Source organism: Pyruvatibacter sp. HU-CL02332, assembly GCF_040362765.1.
Lineage (GTDB): Bacteria > Pseudomonadota > Alphaproteobacteria > CGMCC-115125 > CGMCC-115125 > Pyruvatibacter.
This window is the reverse complement of record NZ_BAABWK010000001.1, coordinates 1374858-1391702: the sequence shown is the minus strand read 5'-3', so window position 1 is coordinate 1391702 and position 16845 is coordinate 1374858. Positions and strand designations below refer to the sequence as shown.

Annotated in this window: 21 protein-coding genes; 13 read left to right on the top strand and 8 right to left on the bottom strand. The window is 59.7% G+C overall.

Features of this window, described 5'->3' with window-relative positions; translation table 11 throughout:
* Positions 1 to 36 precede the first annotated feature (36 nt).
* From ABXH05_RS06530 to ABXH05_RS06520, 3 genes are all read left to right on the top strand, one after another.
* A complete protein-coding gene (locus tag ABXH05_RS06530; protein WP_353560300.1) occupies positions 37 to 510 on the top strand; it encodes a DUF3237 domain-containing protein in 474 nt (157 codons plus the stop codon).
* 62 nt (positions 511 to 572) lie between these two features.
* Complete coding sequence (locus ABXH05_RS06525) at positions 573 to 1769, top strand: acyl-CoA dehydrogenase family protein (protein ID WP_353560299.1); 1197 nt, start codon at positions 573 to 575, stop codon at positions 1767 to 1769.
* 142 nt (positions 1770 to 1911) lie between these two features.
* Positions 1912 to 2385, top strand: a complete 474-nt coding sequence (locus ABXH05_RS06520) for a 2TM domain-containing protein (RefSeq protein ID WP_353560298.1) — start codon at positions 1912 to 1914, stop codon at positions 2383 to 2385.
* Positions 2386 to 2428: 43 nt separating this feature from the next.
* On the opposite strand, the gene ABXH05_RS06515 is transcribed toward ABXH05_RS06520, so the two are convergent.
* The gene (locus tag ABXH05_RS06515) at positions 2429 to 3469 is read right to left on the bottom strand and encodes an SDR family oxidoreductase (RefSeq protein ID WP_353560297.1); all 1041 of its coding nucleotides are present in this window, start codon (positions 3467 to 3469) and stop codon (positions 2429 to 2431) included.
* Between the two features lie 176 nt (positions 3470 to 3645).
* Between ABXH05_RS06515 and ABXH05_RS06510 the strand changes: the two genes are divergently transcribed.
* Together ABXH05_RS06510 and ABXH05_RS06505 are read left to right on the top strand one after the other, a co-directional pair.
* The gene (locus tag ABXH05_RS06510; RefSeq protein WP_353560296.1) at positions 3646 to 4128 is read left to right on the top strand and encodes a nuclear transport factor 2 family protein; all 483 of its coding nucleotides are present in this window, start codon (positions 3646 to 3648) and stop codon (positions 4126 to 4128) included.
* 24 nt (positions 4129 to 4152) lie between these two features.
* Positions 4153 to 4731, top strand: a complete 579-nt coding sequence (locus ABXH05_RS06505) for a TetR/AcrR family transcriptional regulator (RefSeq protein WP_353560295.1) — start codon at positions 4153 to 4155, stop codon at positions 4729 to 4731.
* Between the two features lie 39 nt (positions 4732 to 4770).
* Here ABXH05_RS06505 and ABXH05_RS06500 read toward each other — a convergent pair whose 3' ends face one another.
* Both ABXH05_RS06500 and ABXH05_RS06495 read right to left on the bottom strand, forming a co-directional pair.
* Complete coding sequence (locus ABXH05_RS06500) at positions 4771 to 5496, bottom strand: glutathione S-transferase family protein (RefSeq protein ID WP_353560294.1); 726 nt, start codon at positions 5494 to 5496, stop codon at positions 4771 to 4773.
* Between the two features lie 96 nt (positions 5497 to 5592).
* On the bottom strand, positions 5593 to 6675 hold the full coding sequence (locus ABXH05_RS06495; protein WP_353560293.1) for a glutathione S-transferase family protein: 1083 nt from the start codon (positions 6673 to 6675) through the stop codon (positions 5593 to 5595).
* A 122-nt stretch (positions 6676 to 6797) separates the two neighbouring features.
* Between ABXH05_RS06495 and ABXH05_RS06490 the strand changes: the two genes are divergently transcribed.
* Positions 6798 to 7490: a Crp/Fnr family transcriptional regulator gene (locus ABXH05_RS06490; protein WP_353560292.1), complete on the top strand. Its 693-nt coding sequence runs from the start codon at positions 6798 to 6800 to the stop codon at positions 7488 to 7490.
* Here the strand turns inward: ABXH05_RS06490 and ABXH05_RS06485 are convergent.
* Complete coding sequence (locus ABXH05_RS06485; protein WP_353560291.1) at positions 7487 to 7972, bottom strand: hypothetical protein; 486 nt, start codon at positions 7970 to 7972, stop codon at positions 7487 to 7489. The two genes, ABXH05_RS06490 and ABXH05_RS06485, sit on opposite strands and share 4 nt — an antisense overlap.
* A 366-nt stretch (positions 7973 to 8338) precedes the next feature.
* Here ABXH05_RS06485 and ABXH05_RS06480 point away from each other — a divergent pair, with 366 nt between their 5' ends.
* The 5 genes from ABXH05_RS06480 to ABXH05_RS06460 all read left to right on the top strand — a co-directional run bounded on the left by ABXH05_RS06480 (position 8339) and on the right by ABXH05_RS06460 (position 12551).
* Positions 8339 to 8617, top strand: a complete 279-nt coding sequence (locus ABXH05_RS06480) for a SemiSWEET family sugar transporter (RefSeq protein ID WP_348136340.1) — start codon at positions 8339 to 8341, stop codon at positions 8615 to 8617.
* Positions 8618 to 8717: 100 nt separating this feature from the next.
* On the top strand, positions 8718 to 8996 hold the full coding sequence (locus ABXH05_RS06475; RefSeq protein ID WP_353560290.1) for a YggT family protein: 279 nt from the start codon (positions 8718 to 8720) through the stop codon (positions 8994 to 8996).
* A gap of 41 nt (positions 8997 to 9037) precedes the next feature.
* Complete coding sequence (folD, locus tag ABXH05_RS06470; RefSeq protein WP_353560289.1) at positions 9038 to 9931, top strand: bifunctional methylenetetrahydrofolate dehydrogenase/methenyltetrahydrofolate cyclohydrolase FolD; 894 nt, start codon at positions 9038 to 9040, stop codon at positions 9929 to 9931.
* Between the two features lie 32 nt (positions 9932 to 9963).
* Complete coding sequence (locus ABXH05_RS06465; RefSeq protein WP_353560288.1) at positions 9964 to 11025, top strand: aldo/keto reductase; 1062 nt, start codon at positions 9964 to 9966, stop codon at positions 11023 to 11025.
* Positions 11025 to 12551: a serine hydrolase domain-containing protein gene (locus ABXH05_RS06460; protein ID WP_353560287.1), complete on the top strand. Its 1527-nt coding sequence runs from the start codon at positions 11025 to 11027 to the stop codon at positions 12549 to 12551. The genes ABXH05_RS06465 and ABXH05_RS06460 overlap by 1 nt, the downstream gene beginning before the upstream one ends.
* 4 nt (positions 12552 to 12555) lie before the next feature.
* Here ABXH05_RS06460 and ABXH05_RS06455 read toward each other — a convergent pair whose 3' ends face one another.
* The 3 genes from ABXH05_RS06455 to ABXH05_RS06445 are packed head-to-tail and all read right to left on the bottom strand — an operon-like array spanning position 12556 to position 15195.
* Entirely contained in the window at positions 12556 to 13530 is a 975-nt protein-coding gene (locus ABXH05_RS06455) for an NAD(P)-dependent alcohol dehydrogenase (RefSeq protein ID WP_353560286.1), read from the bottom strand.
* Positions 13531 to 13542: 12 nt separating this feature from the next.
* Complete coding sequence (locus tag ABXH05_RS06450) at positions 13543 to 14538, bottom strand: hypothetical protein (RefSeq protein WP_353560285.1); 996 nt, start codon at positions 14536 to 14538, stop codon at positions 13543 to 13545.
* 24 nt (positions 14539 to 14562) lie between these two features.
* Positions 14563 to 15195, bottom strand: coding sequence for a GNAT family N-acetyltransferase (locus tag ABXH05_RS06445; RefSeq protein WP_353560284.1), 633 nt, complete (start codon positions 15193 to 15195; stop codon positions 14563 to 14565).
* A gap of 90 nt (positions 15196 to 15285) precedes the next feature.
* On the opposite strand from ABXH05_RS06445, the gene ABXH05_RS06440 reads away from it, so the two are divergent.
* On the top strand, positions 15286 to 15879 hold the full coding sequence (locus ABXH05_RS06440; RefSeq protein WP_348136332.1) for a TetR/AcrR family transcriptional regulator: 594 nt from the start codon (positions 15286 to 15288) through the stop codon (positions 15877 to 15879).
* Between the two features lie 14 nt (positions 15880 to 15893).
* Here ABXH05_RS06440 and ABXH05_RS06435 read toward each other — a convergent pair whose 3' ends face one another.
* Positions 15894 to 16430 carry a winged helix-turn-helix transcriptional regulator gene (locus ABXH05_RS06435; protein WP_353560283.1) on the bottom strand — a complete coding sequence of 179 codons (537 nt, stop codon included), beginning with the start codon at positions 16428 to 16430 and terminating at the stop codon, positions 15894 to 15896.
* Positions 16431 to 16470: 40 nt separating this feature from the next.
* Between ABXH05_RS06435 and ABXH05_RS06430 the strand changes: the two genes are divergently transcribed.
* Entirely contained in the window at positions 16471 to 16842 is a 372-nt protein-coding gene (locus tag ABXH05_RS06430; RefSeq protein ID WP_353560282.1) for a VOC family protein, read from the top strand.
* Positions 16843 to 16845 lie beyond the last annotated feature (3 nt).

Here is a 16845-nt window from a genome sequence, read left to right as displayed (position 1 = left end):
CTGAACGACCTCAACACCTGCTTGAAAGGCCAGCCCATGCCAACACTTGAAACTGAATTCCTGTTTGAACTGCGCGTGAAACTTGCAGCCCCCGTCACCAGTGGCGTCACGCCTAACGGAATGCGGATGATCTGCATTGGTACGCAAGGTACTGTTGAAGGCCCGCGCATGGAGGGGCGCGTGGTGCCGAACGCCGGTGGTGATTGGGCCATGGTGCGCGGCGATGGATCCGGTGCGCTGGATGTTCGTCTCAGTCTGGAGATGGATGACGGGGCAATCATCTACATGACCTATTTCGGCCGAATGCTGGCTTTGGACGGTGATTATGAGTATGCGCTGGATTTTGCCAAGCCGGACGATGTGGCCGGCGCGGAGCGGTACTATTTCCGAACGAATCCGCTGTTTGAAACCGGAGATGAGCGATATCTATGGCTCAATCACGTAGTGGCGGTCGGCAAGGGCCGGACCGGAGATGGTGGCGTGATTTATGAGGTACATGCGGTAAAGTAGACCCGAACAGATATTGAGGGCCTTGCGAGCAAGCGAGGCCCGGCTATTCGGGAGACGACCCCATGGATATGAGCTTCAGCGCGGACCTTGAGCCGTTTCGGCAGGAAGTACGCAGCTTCTTTGCCAATGACTACCCGCAGGACATTCTGGACAAGGTGCGTTCCGGCTATTCGCTGAGCACGCCGGAAGTCCGTAAGGCCGAAATGGCCTTGGGTGCCAAAGGCTGGCTGGCATCTGCCTGGCCGCAGGAGTTCGGCGGGCCGGGCTGGACCATCGAGGAGCAATACATCTTTGATGAAGAGCTTGAGCGCGCCGGTGCGCCGACCGTGACGCCCATGGGTGTCATCTATGTGGGGCCGGTGATCTTCAATTTCGGCAGCGACGAGCAGAAGGAAAAATGGCTTGGACCCACCCGCTCCGGCGAAATGGGCTGGGCGCAGGGCTACAGCGAGCCGGGCTCGGGGTCTGACCTCGCGTCGCTACAGTTTTCCGCCGTGCGCGATGGCGATGAGTTTGTGCTCAATGGCACGAAGATCTGGACGTCGGCTGCGCAACATGCGGACTGGATTTTTCTGCTGGCGCGGACCTCCAAGGGCGAACGCAAGCAGCAGGGCATCAGCTTTGTGTGCTGTGAAATGACCCGCGAAGGCGTGACGCTGGTGCCGATCATCGGCATTGACGGCAAGCACTATCTCAATCAGGTGGTGTTTGAAGATGTGCGTGTGCCGGTAGATTACATGATCGGCGAAGAAGGCAAGGGCTGGGAATACTCGACCTACCTTCTGGGCAATGAGCGCACGTCCTATGCGCGCATCGGCGCCAAGCGGAAGATGCTGTCCGACCTCAAGGAGATTGCCAAGGCAGCGCCCATGGGCGGCAATGAAGCGCTCTATGATGATGAAGTGTTCAAGCTGAAGATAGCTGACACGGAAATGCGCGTGGACGGGTTGGAGACAACCGTGCTGCGCATTCTGTCGTCGGTGGCGGAAGGCGGGTCACCGGGCAATGAGGCGTCCACGGTCAAAATTCTGGCGACGGAAACCCATCAACGGATCACCGAGCTGATGGTGGAAGCCTGTGGCCGGGCGGCCCAGATCGGCAGTCCCGATTGTGCGTCCCCTGACTGGTCTCAGGATGCCCTGACGAGCTACGCGCCGCCATCGGTGTCCTCGTATTTTGCGGGTCGGGCACAGTCGATTTATGGCGGCACCAATGAGATCCAGAAAAACATCATTGCCAAGCGGGTGTTGGGCCTCTAGCGCAGAAACTCCTATTTTCTGCGGGTTTTCGGGTGTGTGACGCGGCGCTGTCAGGTTGGTGACGGGGTGGTGACGTGGCGATGGTCTGTGAGAATTCACAGATTGGCGGCACCGCAACCGACACATGATGGAGAGAGTTCAGGTGCTTATTCGCAAGCTACGGATCGACAAGGGATGGTCGCAGGAGACACTGGCGGAAGTCAGTGGATTGAGCGTGCGCACCATTCAGCGGCTCGAGCGGGGCGACAAGGCGAGCCTGGAAACTCTTACAGCGCTGGCTGCGGTCTTCGAGGTGGATGTTCCCACCCTGTCAACGGAGGCTCCCATGTACACACCCAACGAACTGTCGAAAGAAGAACGCCGGGCGATCCGCTATGTGCGCGATCTGAAGGCCTTTTACAGCCATGCAGCGACCTATGCGGTTGTGATTTTCGGGTTGTTCATCATCAACCTGTTCACCGGCATCAGCACGCCGTGGTTTATCTGGCCGATGCTCGGCTGGGGCGTTGGTGTGGCCGCGCACGGCCTGTCGGTCTTTGAAGTGATGTCGCTGTTCAGCCCGGACTGGGAAAAGCGTGAGATTGAAAAACGCCTGGAACGCACCCGCCGGGATTAGGCGGGTACGTTCCTTGTGCGTGAGTGCTTTGCGCGTAAGGGCGTCAGACCACCTTGTGGTCGATGAGGGACTGCGCGCCGTCGAGGATGGCGTCCTTGCCGGGGCGGAAGGTGACACCGAGCATGGACTGGGCTTTGTCGTTGGAGACGAAGCGCTTCTTGTCGAGCTCGGGCACGACCTGTTTCATGACCGGGTTGAAGATTGACAGCAGGCGGAGCAGGAAACTCGGCAGCTTGCGGGTCGGGATCTTCTTCTTCTGGGCCGGGAACGCGTCGCGCAGCAGTTTGGCGATGTCCTCAAACCAGTAGAAGTCATTCGCGGCAATGAAGCGGTGGCCCGCAGCGCCGGGTGTTTCCATGGCCGCCACATGGGTTGCCGCTACGTCGCGCACGTCAACGATCTGGAAGCCGACTTTTGGTGTTGCAGGCAGTTTGCCACCCATCAGCTGGGTGAGGATTTCAACGGAAGCTGAGAAGTCGCCGTTCAGAACTGGTCCGAGCACAGCAGAGGGATTGACGGTAACTAGCTCAAGGCCCTGGCCTGGACCTGAGAGATATTCCCAGGCGGCTTTTTCAGCGATGGTCTTGGAGCGCGTGTAGGCCGTGTTGTCCTTGAGGTTGTCCGGGTTGGACCAGTCTTCCTCTGTTAGGACTTCCGGCTGGTCGTCATATCCGTAGGCGACGGATGCGACAGACGAGGTCATGATCACGCGTTTGACGCCCGCAGCCTTTGAGGCCTTGAGGGCACGCAGCGCGCCGTCGCGGGCAGGAACGATCAGCTCGTTGGGGTCCTTGGGAAGTTCCGGCGGAATGGGGGACGCAATGTGGTGCACATAGGTGCAGCCTGCGACCGCGTCGTCCCAGCCCGCGTCCGATGTGAGGTCGGCAGCAAACAGCTCAATGTCTGCGGCGCGCGGGTCCTGGGTTGCCAGCAGGCTTTTGAGGGCCGGGCCCTTGTCCAGGGAGCGGATGGTGCCGCGGACTTTATAGCCTTTGTCCAGCAGCAACAGGATCACCTGCTGGGCGATGTAGCCCGAGGCGCCCGTCACAAGAACCGGCGCATCTTTGTTGATCTGGTCAGACATATCCATCACTCCCCTTGAGCCAGTGTCACAGCTTGGTACCTGCCGCCGATCATATTAATGACCGCTGGTCAATTAGCTAGGGGGGTGAGGGGGTGTTTTCAAGGGCGGTCTTGATGTGGGCGTGCGCTCTGCCTATGTTGTACCAATCGGTACAAATATGTTGAGTAGGTAACAGAATGACAGATAGCTCGGTGCAGGATCGCCCGCCGCTTCCCCCCTTTACGGCGGAAACGGCTGCTCAAAAGGCCCGCATGGCGGAAAACGCCTGGAATACGCGCGACCCGTCCAAAGTGGTGCTGGCCTACACGCCGGACAGTGTGTGGCGAAACCGGTCTGACTTTCTGCAGGGCCATAGCGAGATTGAAGCGTTTCTTACCCGTAAGTGGGAGCGTGAACTGGACTATCGCCTGATCAAGGAGCTGTGGGCTTTTCATGACCACCACATTGCCGTGCGGTTCCAGTATGAATGGCATGATGCGGCGGGGCAGTGGTATCGCTCCTACGGGAACGAACAATGGGCCTTTGCTCCCAGCGGCCACATGCAGCGGCGCGAAGCAAGCATCAATGATGTTCTGATTGACCCGTCTGACCGAAAGTTTCTGTGGGAGGCGGGTCCGCGGCCGGAAGACTATCCCGGCCTAACGGAACTGGGTCTTTAGACGTTAGCCAGCGGGGAGTTGTCAGTGGCATCCAGAATGGATCGTGCGCAGGCCGTTGTGGCGATTGGTGAACTCTTTCGGGAGCACGGCTACCACGGCACGTCCTATGGGCAGATCACCGCTGCGACCGGGCTGGGCAAGGGCAGTCTCTATAATCACTTTCCCAATGGCAAAGAAGACATGACGCGTGCCGTCCTTGCCCATGTGCATGGATGGTTTGAGGACAATGTGTTTGGTGTGCTTGCCTCAAAAACTGATCCAATGGAGGCGGTGGATCAGATGTTCGTGCAGGTGGATGACTATTTTCGCTCCGGCCGCAGGCTGTGCCTGTTGGGCGCATTCTCGCTTTATGACGTGCGCACGGCGTTTGACGCTGAAATCGTCAGCTATTTTTCACGATGGGTGGAGACGCTGGCGGGCTGTCTAAAGCGCGGTGGCCTGTCGGCCAAGGAGAGCAAGGTCCAGGCCATGGCCTGCATGGTGGATATACAGGGTGGCCTGTTGATGGCGCATGCCTTTGACGATGCAGCCATCTTCACGTCATCGCTGGCACGCAGCGCCAAGACCCTGCGCGCTGCGATGGGGGATCGGGTGCCTGCCTAGACAGCCACGTCGTTGCCTCCCTGATTATCCGGAGACGGATTATTTCTGTCGGGTGTACTGCGCTTCACCAAACAACTGTGAGCGGTGCGTGTCGTTGAGGTCTTTCATGCCGCCTTCAACGGTCTCCTTGCGGACTTTTTCGCGTGCAACATCCAGCCCCTTGATAACGGCGGGTCGATCCTTCATGCGATGCACCCAGGCGCGCAGGCTGTCGACGTTCTCAATGCCGGGTATGTCCACTGTTCCTTCGACCCAGGGCAGGACCGCCATATCGGCGATGGTGTAATCGTCCCCAGCAAACCAGGTGGATGTGGAGAGGTGTTCCTCCATGACGTCCAGCAGGCGGCGCATCTCTGACTGATACCGCTCGATGGAGTAGGGGTGTTTCTCCTTGGCGTAGAAGAAGAAATGCGCGAACTGGCCGAACATCGGGCCGACGCTGGCCATCTGAAACATCAGCCACTGATGAGCAAGGTGCCGGGCCTTGCCGGAGACGGGCAGGAACTGGCCGGTCTTCTCTGCGAGGTACCAGAGGATGGCGCCGGACTCCCACAAAACGATTTCTTCGCCGTCTGGCCCGTCCGGGTCAATGATGACGGGGAACTTGTTGTTGGGGTTGAGGGCGCGGAAGGCCGGGGTGTGTTGGTCCCCCTCGAGAATGTCCACATATTCGAGGGTGTAGGGCAGGCCCATTTCCTCGAGCGCGATGGAGACCTTGCGGCCGTTAGGCGTGGGGCCCGTGTAGAGGGTGATTGGCGCGGTCATGTGTGCAATCCATATTTGTAATGGTTGCGCGCATAGTGGCGGGCGGGGGAGTGGCAAGCAATGCCAAGTGCATTGCCTGCCAATGAAGCTTTCGGGTTAGACGACGTTGATGCCGTGGGCGAAGGGGGCTTTGCGCTCCACATCGTGACCAGACTTTGCCTGCACCGTGTGATCCCAGATCAGGTCGCAGCCTTCATAGGGCAGCAGTGCTTTGACCTTGGCTTTGTGCTCATCGCTCAGATCATCAAATTCCTCGCGCAGGCGTTCGAGGCAATAGACCCTGTATTGGGTGACGGGAAGGTTCTTGTAGTGGCACCCCTGCACGGTCATTTCGAAACGGCTTTGCCCAGCTGAAAAGGCGCGGGCGTTTTCGCGGTGCTGAACCAGATGGGTCTGGGCGATCTCGCGCAGCATCGGGGCTGCATCATCGGGGACGTGATCCAGCAGGGATGTCTCACCCGCGGTTGCCCGCGCATTCCAGACCCGGGCCACCCATTCAGTGATGGCTGGCCACTCATTGCGCATGATGGTGGAGGGCGTGGGGTCCTGACTGTAGTGACGGAGCATGGGGCCCATCATGCCGATGTCTGCAATGGAGGGGGTGTCGCCCAGCAGGTAGGGGCGGTTTTCCAGCATGGACAGCATGACACGCATGGCATTGAGGAATGTTTCATCCACATGCGCTCTCGTTGTCTCAGTCACGCCGTCGCCAGCCACATACCGGGCGAGCTGCCGTTTCTTGACCATGCGACGGCGGATGAACCGCGGTGCCTTGACGTGGTTGGTGAGCTCATCGGTCAGAATGCTGGTCAGCAGTTCGCGATCATTCTCGTTGCTCCAGCGGTAGCTCATGGCGGAGCGCCAGAGCCATTCGTCGGCATAGTCCTCAATCAGCAATGCAATGAACCGCACCACCGGATCGGTTGGAAAGACCATCCGGTCTGTCTCTCCGCTGTCCACGAACTCCTGTTCCATGAGCTGGATGGTCGGCGTGCTGTCTGAGAGGAAGCTTCCGTCTTCGCGCTCAATAATTGGAACCTGAACGGCGCCGGCCTTTTCCTTGATGTGGTCCTGGCAGGCAAACGGGTTGTCCATCACATAGGGAACGCCCTTGTAGCGAAGATACGCCTCAAGTTTGCCGGTGTAGTAGGAAACTGAAATGCCCCAGACCTTGATCATTGTCGTCCCTCATCGTTTGTTTTGTGGGCTTGTTTTGTAGTTGCCGTATTTTGACAGTAGCGGGGTCATGTGGCCTAGAATGCTAACAAGTTACATTTGAGGCAGATTGTCGGGAGGCCGCCATGCGGGTGCTGCGGGCCAAGACCAGAACGCTCTATGACCTGCTGCCGCAGCCGGTTCTGGACCGGGTGCTCGCCACCGGGACGTCACGTGGTTTCAAGGATGGCCAGATCATTCAGCAGCGCGGCGATGACCGGCAGGGTATTTCCGTTCTGACCTCGGGGCAGATCGTGGCGGGCAATGCAGGGGCCGACGGCTCGTTTTTGGTGTCCGCACTGCTGCGCCCCGGGGAGACATTTGGCGAATTCACCGTGATGGCCGACCTGCCTCATACGCACACGCTGTGGTCGCAGGGGGAGACGACGATCACGTTCATCAAAGGGTCGCTTGCCACCCGGTTGATGGATGAGGAGCCGGCCTTCGCGCATGCCCTGCTGACCATCGCCCTGTTACGCAATCACGAACTTCTGGAATTCCTGGATGCCCAGCGTCGCCTGACACTGCCCATCAGGATTGCGCAGTTGCTGCTGACATCGGTCGATCCCAAGGCACCCGCGGATACGGTGGAGTGCCGTCAGGAGGATCTTGCGGTGACGCTGGGGGTGTCGCGCGTTGCCACGGGCAAGGCGCTCAAGCGTCTCGAGCAGGACGGGATGGTCGAGCTTGGATATGGGCGCATCGGCCTGCCGGATGTTCAGGGCCTTATTGCCAAGGTGGAAGCGGATGATCCGCTTTTCATGCTGCCGAGGGCCTAAGGCCTTTGCCTCCGTACCATCACGATGAGATGCGTCAGTGACGCGACGAAGAACAAAAGCAATGGCAGCAGCAGTCCAGGGCTGAAAAAGAGCTGTATCCGGGTCTGGGTCGGAAAGTTGAATGTATTCTCAATGGCGGCGGTCTTGAACAGGTGCGCACCGGGGAAGCCTTCGTAGGTTGCCGCTTCTGCCAGGTCGCGGCGGGAGCGGTAGCGCACCATGGAGGTAAAGGTCCAGTCAGGTCGCTCGGTGACGCCGAATGTATCTACAAAGGGGCCCACCTTGTCGGCGACGAACACCGGGTGACCTGCGCTACGCAAAAGCCGGCCCATAAAGGCACTGGAATAGGTTCCCAGCAGCTCTGCCGCATCGGTTGGCTCGCCGGTCTGGGGATGTGGCTGCGGGTCGGCGTGCAGCTTGATGACGTTGAGCATGATGAATTCGCGCCCATCGTCGGCCTCCAGAAAGGTTTTCAGGGTCATGACGGCCTCTGGATTGCTGCCCGGTCGACCCTGTAACTGTTCAACGTAAGCACTGATCTCAGCTGCCGTAAGCGGGCCGCTCCAGTTGTGATACCAGGCGGTGAAAGCCAAAGACAAAGCAAGTGCGGTGCCCCATATCCATGTGCCTGCGCCTAGGTTTCTCATCCCGTTTCCTTCTTTGATGCGTGTTGCGCTTATAAATTGGCATTCATAGTGTCATTTGTCTATACGGCACCGGGTCAGTGAAAAGGCGGGGCATCTCGTACTTTCGCATTGGGTGCTTTCAGTGGGGCGGTCTGGCGGGTATGGGTGATGCGCGTCACGCGGGCATGGGTGCCGGCGGGCGGTTTTGTGGAGTTGTGATTGATGTCTCTTGCTGCCCTTGCCCCCTACGCCGAGATCATCGGCGCCATTGCCGCCGTGCTGACGTCGGCTTCTTTCCTGCCGCAGGTCTGGAAGACCGTGAAAACGCGCCACGCGGATGATTTTTCATGGGGATGGCTTGCAGCCTTTGGGGCGGGTGTTGCCCTGTGGGCAGCCTATGGGGTGGTGCTGGAGGCGCCGTCGATCATCATCAACAATATTCTGGTCTGGGTGTGTGTGATGGTCATGGGCTGGGTCAAATTCCGCTCTCACCGGGGGTAGCTGTGGCCATATTGGGCGGGTTGGGGCTCATCCCGCCTTGCGTCGGCGAGGTGGCGCAAGTACATGTGGTGTAACCGGAATCAGCAATACGGATACCCAGATGCAGGCCATTGCACTCATCGCGCTTTTCATTCTCGACATCGCCTGGTGGTTCGTCATTATCAGCGTGATCCTGAGCTGGCTTATCGCCTTCAATGTGCTCGATACCCGCAACAATTTCGTCTACCAGATCACCAACATGTTCCATCAGCTGACGGAACCGCTGTATCGGCCGATCCGCAATATCATGCCTGACCTTGGCGGTATTGATCTGTCACCGCTGATCGTTCTCGTCGGCATTTATGCCCTGCGGGTCATCATCATTACCTACATGCTGTAGCCGCCGGCCCTTCCACGCTTCATATCCAGGATTTCCCGCCCATGCCCGCGACGCTCATTGATGGCAAGACCTATGCTTCCAAGGTGAAGGAGCAGGTCACAGCGGGCGTTGAAGCTTTCAAGGCAAAGACCGGCACGTCGCCCGGCCTTGCGGTGGTGTTGGTTGGCGAGGACCCGGCGAGCAAGGTTTATGTGGCCTCCAAGGCGCGGGTCAGCGGCGAAGTCGGCATCCGGTCGATCGAGCACAAGCTCCCGGCATCAACTTCTCAGGAAGACTTGCTTCAACTTGTCCGCGCGCTGAATGTGGACCCTGAGGTAAACGGCATTCTGGTGCAGTTCCCGGTCCCCGATCAGATTTCCCAGCAGGCGGTGATCGACACGATTGACCCGTTGAAGGATGTCGATGGGTTGCACCCGCTCAATGCCGGGCGGCTGGCCAGTGGTCTGGATGCCATGGTGCCGTGCACGCCCTATGGAGCCTATCTCATGCTCAAAGGCGTGCGGGAAGATCTGTCCGGTTTGAAGGCGCTGGTGATTGGCCGTTCCAACCTTGTGGGCAAGCCGGTTGCGCAGTTGCTACTTCGCGAAAACTGCACCGTGACCATGGCGCATTCGCGCACGAAGGATCTGCGGGCGGAGGCGCGCGCGGCGGACGTGCTGGTCGCGGCCATTGGCAAGCCTAATTTTGTACAGGGCGACTGGGTAAAGCCGGGTGCGCTTGTGATTGACGTTGGCATCAACCGCATTCCGGCGCCTGAAAAAGGCGAAGGCAAGACGCGGCTTGTGGGTGACGTGGACTTTGCAGCAGCTTCGGACATCGCCGGTGCGATTACGCCGGTGCCGGGCGGTGTGGGTCTGATGACTGTTGCCTGCCTGATGCGCAACACGCTGATTGCAGCGCACCGTCAGGCCGGACTACCGGATCCGGCGGTCTAGGCCACAACCACTTTCAAACAGGGAGACGGGACATGCAGACACGGCAACTGGGCACTCTGTGGCCCGTCAGCGCACTGACCCTTGGCGGCGGTGGCCTTGGTCAGATCTGGGGTGAGACGACCCGGGACGAGGCTGTGGCAACGGCACGCGCTGCTGTGGACAGCGGCATCACGTTGCTGGACATGGCGCCGCTGTATGGGCGCGGTGAGGCGGAGACGGTCATCGGCGATGCATTTGAAGGCAACCTGCCGCAAGGCGTGCGTGTCACCACCAAGTGTCAGCTGGGGACGCCGCCAGCAGACAAGGTTGCGTCCGAGCTTGAGCGTCGGCTTGTGCGCTCGCTTGAGACCATGCGGGTTGAGCAGGCAGACATCTTCCTTCTGCACTCCAACATCTGCCCTGACGATTATGAGTATGCGCGCAACGCGGACACCCAGCACAAATGGGCCACGCGCTTCAGCACGTATACGGACCATATGATCCCGGCGATGCAATCATTTGTTTCGCGTGGGCTGATTGGCGCGTGGGGCATAACCGGTGTCGGCCTGCCACGCGCAATCATGGATGCGCTGCGTCACGACGTGAAGCCAGACGTGGTGCAGGCGGTGGCAAACCTGATGGATTCCCCCGGCGACATGCGCCGCTATGAGGAACCAGCAGAGCCCCGCAATATCATCCGGACGGCGAAGAACAACGATGTGGGTGTGCTTGGTATTCGGGCCGTGCAGGCGGGCGCGCTGACGTCAGCTATTGACCGTGCCCTGCCGGACGACAATGAGCAGGTGACGGATTACGCCAAGGCCGGACCGTTTCGCGCCCTGTGCAAGGAAATGGGTGAAGACCCGGCAGTGGTTGCACACCGATATGCTCTCGGCATGGAAGGCGTGGACAGTGTCATTCTGGGTGTCAAAAACCGTGAAGAGCTGAAACAGCTGGTGGACGCAGAAGCGCGCGGGCCACTGGAAGATGATGTGCGTGACCGCATCGATGCGTTGCGGCTGGCCTTCCAGAAACCGCGCATCCCGCTTGAAGAGTTTTCGATGGAAGCTCTGGCGGCGATGTCAGGGGATGACGGCAAGGATACGCTGCACTGATGCGCCGGGTCCGGTCATATCTTGCGGCGGTTCTGATCGGCATTCTTGTTGTGAGTGGTGCAGCGCGCGCAGACACGGGCATGCTGGACTGGGAAGACCGCGAGATTGCGCAGGCGCTTGATGCGTTCATGCCGCGCCTGATGGACGAAGAAAATGTGCCCGGTGCCCAGGTCGCGTTCATTCGTGATGGGCGCATGGTGTATGAGCGCGCGTTTGGGGTGCGCAATGTCATTGGACGCGCGCCGGTTACCACCGAGACGATTTTTGAAGCGGCCTCGATCTCAAAGCCGGTCGCGGCTCATGTTGCTCTGCAGCTTGTGGCCGCCGGCAAGTTGCGGCTCGACAAGGACATTGGTCTGGGGCTTGAGCCGCCATGGCTGGAGCCGGGAGCTGACGGCAGCATTCCCAAGATCACCCTTGAGCAGGTCCTGACCCATAGATCAGGACTTTCCAACGATATTCGCCGTACGTCGCACAGCCTCGTGACGCCTCCCGGTGGCGCCTTCTCCTATGCCGGTGAGGGGTTTGGATATCTTGGTTATGCGATCACCGCCCATGAACAACGGCCCTTTGCAGACGTTGCGCGGGTAAGATTGCTGGAGCCATTGGGCATGGCTGCAACAGGGTTTGCCCTCGAAGACGCGCAGATGGCATTGGTGGCAACGGGTCACACAGGCCTCTGGATGCCGCTGGCGATGGTGTTCGTGCCGTTCGTCGCGGTGTTTGTGATTGGAGCGTTGCTTGCTTTCCTCGTGGTGCGGCTGGTTCTGCAGCAGCCACATATGGAAAGCCGACATCTGGTCCTGCCGGGCATTCTGGCGGGCATTGCCACTATTGTTGTGTTGCTGGAGCTGGTGGGGCTGGGCCTTTTGACGGCTGTGCTGTTGATCGCCTTCATCTTTGTTTTGTGCGTGGCGCTGGCGGCTGTGTTGTGGCGGCTGGTGTTTCACCTTCTGGGGTTCACCCGAGCCCGACCGGGCACGGTGATGCGGCGCGAAGAAGTATCGGGCAGTTTCTGGACACGCATTGCTGTGGTCCTGGCGGTGGTCTCCCTGTTGCCGCTGATGTTCATGAGCGTGCCTTTGCCATTGCGCGCCGCAGGTGATGTGCACCCGGCGGCGTCCCTTCGTGGTACGGCTGGTGAGATCGCGCTGTTTGCGCAGGAAATCATCGATCCGCGCTTGCTGGAACGCGCTGACATGCGCGAGATGACACGGCCTCATGTGCCTGTTGGTCATGGCGCGCCGGAAGGCTTGGCCTGGGGCCTTGGCATTGGTGTGCGTGACCGGCGGCTGAGTGACGGCGACACGCAGCGGACACTTTGGCAGTGGGGCTCCAACCCGGGCTACTCAAGCCTTCTGGTGATTGAACCGCGCAGCCAAGCCGCGTTGGTTGTGCTGACAAACTCACAGTCCGGTGGTCGTCTGGTTCAGGAACTTGGCGCGCATGTGTTCGGCGGGCTTGTTGAACTGGAGCGCGATGAATCCTGGATCGTGCCGTTTGCGGCTGTTGCGCCGAACTTCTAGGGCGCTAGCTGCCTGCCTCCATGTCAATCAGAACACGGCCCTGCTTGCCCGGCGTGGCAAACCTGTCAAAGGCTGCATCGATCTGCGCTAGCCCATAGGTCGCGTCGATCACGGGCGTCAGGTCTCCTGATGCTGCCGTTTCGATTAGGCGTTTCAGTTTCTGCGGCGTCGTGCTCAGCATCAGCAGCCAACCGGCTTTGCGTCGAGACACGAGCGCGCGGGGAAAGCCGGTAAGGTCGTTCAACGGGTTTGACGAGACGAACACACCGCCGGGAGCCAGATGTCTGCGGGAGCCCGCAAAACTGTATTTCGCTGGCACATCCAGAATGAGGTTGAAGCGGTCGCCCCTGTGCAGAACAGGTGTGTCACTTCTGGCGCGAAACACATCGGCACCCTGCGCCATGACAAAGGCCTCGTTTTCGGCCGATGCGATCGCCGTCACATGTGCACCGCGCGCCTTCGCCAGTTGGACCGTATAGGCTCCAAGGCCACCTGCGGCGCCCAGCACACAGACTTTTTGTCCCGGGGTGATCTTTGCGATGTCATCTACCACCTCAATAGCTGTAAGGCCCATCACGGACAGGGCTGTGGCGTCGGCAAAGCTCATGTCGTGTGGAATCTCGGCCAAAGACTGTGTTGGAGCCACAGCAAATTGCGCATGGGCGCGGGGGCCCTTGAGGACAGGACTGTAGGCGACGACCCGCATGCCGGCCTTGATGTGCCCGTCGCTGCTGGCTGCAATGCCGGCAAACTCGAAGCCGGTGACGACAGGACCAGCCTTACGGAAGGTCTTCACCTCCCGCTTCCAGCCGCCATCTCGTGTCTGCACATCCATTTCGTTGATGGCAGCGACTTTGACCTGCACCAGCACCTCGCCGGATTTGGGCTTTGGTACGGGTGCGTCGATGATCTGCATGGCACCGCCGGTGGGCGGCCATGTTGCTGCTTTCATTGTCCCAGGCATCATGGTCTCAGCCATTGGTGTTACCCCTTACGCGTCCGCGTCCTGAACGAGAATGCCGAACTCTGATTGCAGCCGTGCGGTGTAGTCCGCTGTGTCCAATATTGTTTCGGGCATGTGGAGCTTGGGGGTGGGGGCGGGTTTGCCGTCGCCGCCAATGGCGCGCTGGACCGCAAGGGCTGCTCCGGTCGCTGTGAGCTGTGCCTGGCCGCGGGGGTCTGACACGAGGCGGGTGCGGGTGATGGCGCTGCCATTGGCATCCGTGCCCTTCATGACGATCTGCATGTCATGGGAGGCCGCACCCCCGGCGCGCGTGCCGCGTGAGTTCGCGATGCCGAGGTGGAAAGTGATGTCGGCCGCGTTTGTGGCCGAGCGCAGGCTCATGGTGTCCAGGTTGCTCATGGGGCGGGCATCAAATGTTTCGCCGTCAATAGTGATCGGCGTTACTTCTGCATCCGGGTCCACCCAGGTCCACAATCCATCCCTGACCAGCAGGGCCTTGCCAAAGAAATGGCCGGCATCTTCCACGGTCATGGGGCCGATGGGGTCTGTCATGTCGAACAGGGCGGACAGGGCGATGCTGTCCACACTCTTGAACTGCGATGCGAGATCGAGCGCTGCGAGCGACAGAATGCCCGCCTGCCAGTGGGCCGTGGGAACCACGGGTGCTGTCAGGTTGGCGTGGGCCACATGTCCTACGAAGCCGGACATGTCCAGCACGGAGCGGGTGATGCTGAGATGGGCAATGCCGTTGTTGATGGCATGGGTCAGCATCTTGTCGTGGGGGTCCTGAAGGGCTGCGATCAGGGCATCGATTTTGCCGACGCTTTCGAGGGCTACGACCGGGTCCGTCGTTTCAAGGCCCAGGGCTTGCGCATTCCCTAGCTCGCTGACGAGGCCTGCGGCCTTGTCCGGGTTGCGCCCGGCAATGATGAGTTTGGCGTCCGGCATGATGCGGCGCAGGTGCCGTGCGATGTGGCTGCCAACGAGGCCGTAGCCACCAGCAACGAGAATGGTCTTGGACATGTGCGTTCCCTTTAGGTTTGAAAGTTAGAGCGTGATCCCCATGCGCATTTCCATGGGGACGCCATGGTCGCGGCAGGGTTCAGGAGCGATTGTTTCGGCGAGGCAGGTCAGGCCCATGGCGGTGTAGAGGCCAATGGCCGGGTTGCCGGACAGGACATCAAGGTGCAGAGCGCGAAAGCCATCTGCACGGGCCTTGTCGATGGCGGATGCAAGAAGATGTTTGCCAATGCCGCGACCACGTTGAGTGTCTGGCACCGCAAGGGCCATGAGGTAGTAGACATCCTCTGGTACCCAGGCGTTGAGATAGCTGGCTTTGTCGGCGCGATCACCAATGCCGTAAAGGTCCTGTTCGGTGAGACTTCCATCTTCTGCCGCCTTGATGGAGGCCTGCAGGGAGGCATTGCGACGGCTGTAGAATTCCTTGCCGGGATAGCCCAGCTCGATGCCGATGATGGCGTTGTTTTCCTCGACGAGCGTTGTTGCGTCGTAGGAATACAGGGTGCCGGTCATTGGCCAGGCCTTGGCGATGAATTTTTCGAGCTTCGCCTGTGACCCGAAGATGTAGTCATAGGATTGCGGGCCGGTCATGTGAACGAGGCTGGCGATCTGTGCACTTGGTGCATTGGCGGTCGCGGGCGTCAGGGCATGGGCGGTCATGATAATGATCCAATAAATTACTATTCGTAAGTTACGAAAAGTAAGATATATACGGAATCAGACGAGTCAAGAGCGAGAAAGAGCACTATCGTGGCGACGGGACAAAAAAGGCTGTCCAAGGCAGATCGGCGGCAGCAGTTGCTGGAGACGGCACAGGGCATTGTAAGCGAGGCGGGCACGGACGCGTTGACCCTGCAGACGCTGGCCGAGCGGGCCGGTGTCACCAAGCCGATTGCGTATGAGCATTTCGGCTCCCGGGACGGTGCGCTGATCGCGCTCTACCAGCGCATGGACAATGAGCAGATCAATGCGGCACGTGATGCCCTGGCTCAAGCGCCGGGCACACTCGATGCGGTGTGCGAGATCGTGGCGGCGTCCTATGTGGACTGCTGCGTCAAGGCCGGACCTGCCTTCGGTGCTATTTCCGCAGCCCTTGAAGGCAGCGAAGAGATGCATGCGGTGAAGGCCGAGCTGCGCGAGATCTACATCCGCGCCTGCCATGACGCCATCAAGCCGTTTGTGACCCTGTCACCTTCAAAGGCACGGGCCCTGATTGTGGGATTTTTAGGGGCCGCAGATGCGCTTGGTGCGGATGCGGCGGCGGGTCGGATGCCGCGCAAGACGGCTGTAACCGTGCTGACGCAGCTCATGCTTGGGTCTCTGTCAGAACATCGCGCTGACTAGGGCGCAGCTACCAATCAGATGCTCAGGCCAATGGCGTGGCTGATTTTTCTGCCGGCGTTTGCTGCGTGGTAGGTGGGAAATGGTGCGCGTTGTGAAACGTCAATCTCACGTTTAAGCCATGCCTTGTCTTCCAGAATGCACAGGGACTGTGACAGGGCGCGATCGGTGATCGTTCCCAGCCCGGACTTGATGCCCGAGAAGCGCTCCGGCGACTGTGTGACAGCCAGAATGGGCACGGCCCAACTCCGCCTTATGATGGCAAATGCGTCATCGTCAGGGGCGATCTTCATGATCCTGCCGGCAACCGACGCGGCGACTTCTCCTGCCGGGGTCAGTCGGAACTCCGGGCGCAGGGGGTGACCATGGCCGGGGTTCTTCTCAAGCAATCCAAGCTGCACCAGATGACGGAGGCTTGCCGCAAACGATGTGCGGCTTGCCTGTGTTGCAGCCAGCAGCGGTGCCTGCCGACCTGGCACGCCGGAGTCCAGCAGGGCCAGGATCTTCAAAGCCCAGGCCTTGGATGTGATGTTGACAAGCAGTGCTATATCCATGAAATATAGTTACTATACTTTTGCTACATAAGGAAGCATCATGTCGGTAGTCTCACTGGACGATACGATCACTCTGGCTCTTTCGGTGCGGGACAGGCACGCCAGCGCTGAATGGTACGAAAAGCATCTTGGATTTGGGCTGCTGTATCATGCGGATGAGGCTGGCTGGAGCGAACTGCAGACCAAGACCGCCGGCGTGACGCTGGGTCTGGGCGAGCAAGCAGAGCCCACGCCGGGCAACACGGTTCCCGTGTTTGGCGTTGCAGACATTGCGGTTGCGCGCGCGGCTCTGGAAAAGGTCGATGTGTCGTTTGACGGGGCAACAGAGACCATTGAGGGCATGGTCAGTACCGCGACCTTCTACGATCCCGATGGCAATGCCCTCATGCTGGCTCAGGATCTGACAAAGTAACTT

Excerpts from the sequence above, each read along its gene's own strand:
- ABXH05_RS06530 (WP_353560300.1), top strand. The coding sequence starts at position 37 with ATGCCAACACTTGAAACTGAATTCCTGTTTGAACTGCGCGTGAAACTT.
- ABXH05_RS06525 (WP_353560299.1), top strand. The coding sequence starts at position 573 with ATGGATATGAGCTTCAGCGCGGACCTTGAGCCGTTTCGGCAGGAAGTA.
- ABXH05_RS06515 (WP_353560297.1), bottom strand. The coding sequence starts at position 3,469 with ATGTCTGACCAGATCAACAAAGATGCGCCGGTTCTTGTGACGGGCGCC.
- ABXH05_RS06510 (WP_353560296.1), top strand. The coding sequence starts at position 3,646 with ATGACAGATAGCTCGGTGCAGGATCGCCCGCCGCTTCCCCCCTTTACG.
- ABXH05_RS06500 (WP_353560294.1), bottom strand. The coding sequence starts at position 5,496 with ATGACCGCGCCAATCACCCTCTACACGGGCCCCACGCCTAACGGCCGC.
- ABXH05_RS06495 (WP_353560293.1), bottom strand. The coding sequence starts at position 6,675 with ATGATCAAGGTCTGGGGCATTTCAGTTTCCTACTACACCGGCAAACTT.
- ABXH05_RS06490 (WP_353560292.1), top strand. The coding sequence starts at position 6,798 with ATGCGGGTGCTGCGGGCCAAGACCAGAACGCTCTATGACCTGCTGCCG.
- ABXH05_RS06485 (WP_353560291.1), bottom strand. The coding sequence starts at position 7,972 with ATGACCCTGAAAACCTTTCTGGAGGCCGACGATGGGCGCGAATTCATC.
- ABXH05_RS06480 (WP_348136340.1), top strand. The coding sequence starts at position 8,339 with ATGTCTCTTGCTGCCCTTGCCCCCTACGCCGAGATCATCGGCGCCATT.
- ABXH05_RS06475 (WP_353560290.1), top strand. The coding sequence starts at position 8,718 with ATGCAGGCCATTGCACTCATCGCGCTTTTCATTCTCGACATCGCCTGG.
- folD (WP_353560289.1), top strand. The coding sequence starts at position 9,038 with ATGCCCGCGACGCTCATTGATGGCAAGACCTATGCTTCCAAGGTGAAG.
- ABXH05_RS06465 (WP_353560288.1), top strand. The coding sequence starts at position 9,964 with ATGCAGACACGGCAACTGGGCACTCTGTGGCCCGTCAGCGCACTGACC.
- ABXH05_RS06460 (WP_353560287.1), top strand. The coding sequence starts at position 11,025 with ATGCGCCGGGTCCGGTCATATCTTGCGGCGGTTCTGATCGGCATTCTT.
- ABXH05_RS06455 (WP_353560286.1), bottom strand. The coding sequence starts at position 13,530 with ATGGCTGAGACCATGATGCCTGGGACAATGAAAGCAGCAACATGGCCG.
- ABXH05_RS06450 (WP_353560285.1), bottom strand. The coding sequence starts at position 14,538 with ATGTCCAAGACCATTCTCGTTGCTGGTGGCTACGGCCTCGTTGGCAGC.
- ABXH05_RS06445 (WP_353560284.1), bottom strand. The coding sequence starts at position 15,195 with ATGACCGCCCATGCCCTGACGCCCGCGACCGCCAATGCACCAAGTGCA.
- ABXH05_RS06435 (WP_353560283.1), bottom strand. The coding sequence starts at position 16,430 with ATGGATATAGCACTGCTTGTCAACATCACATCCAAGGCCTGGGCTTTG.
- ABXH05_RS06430 (WP_353560282.1), top strand. The coding sequence starts at position 16,471 with ATGTCGGTAGTCTCACTGGACGATACGATCACTCTGGCTCTTTCGGTG.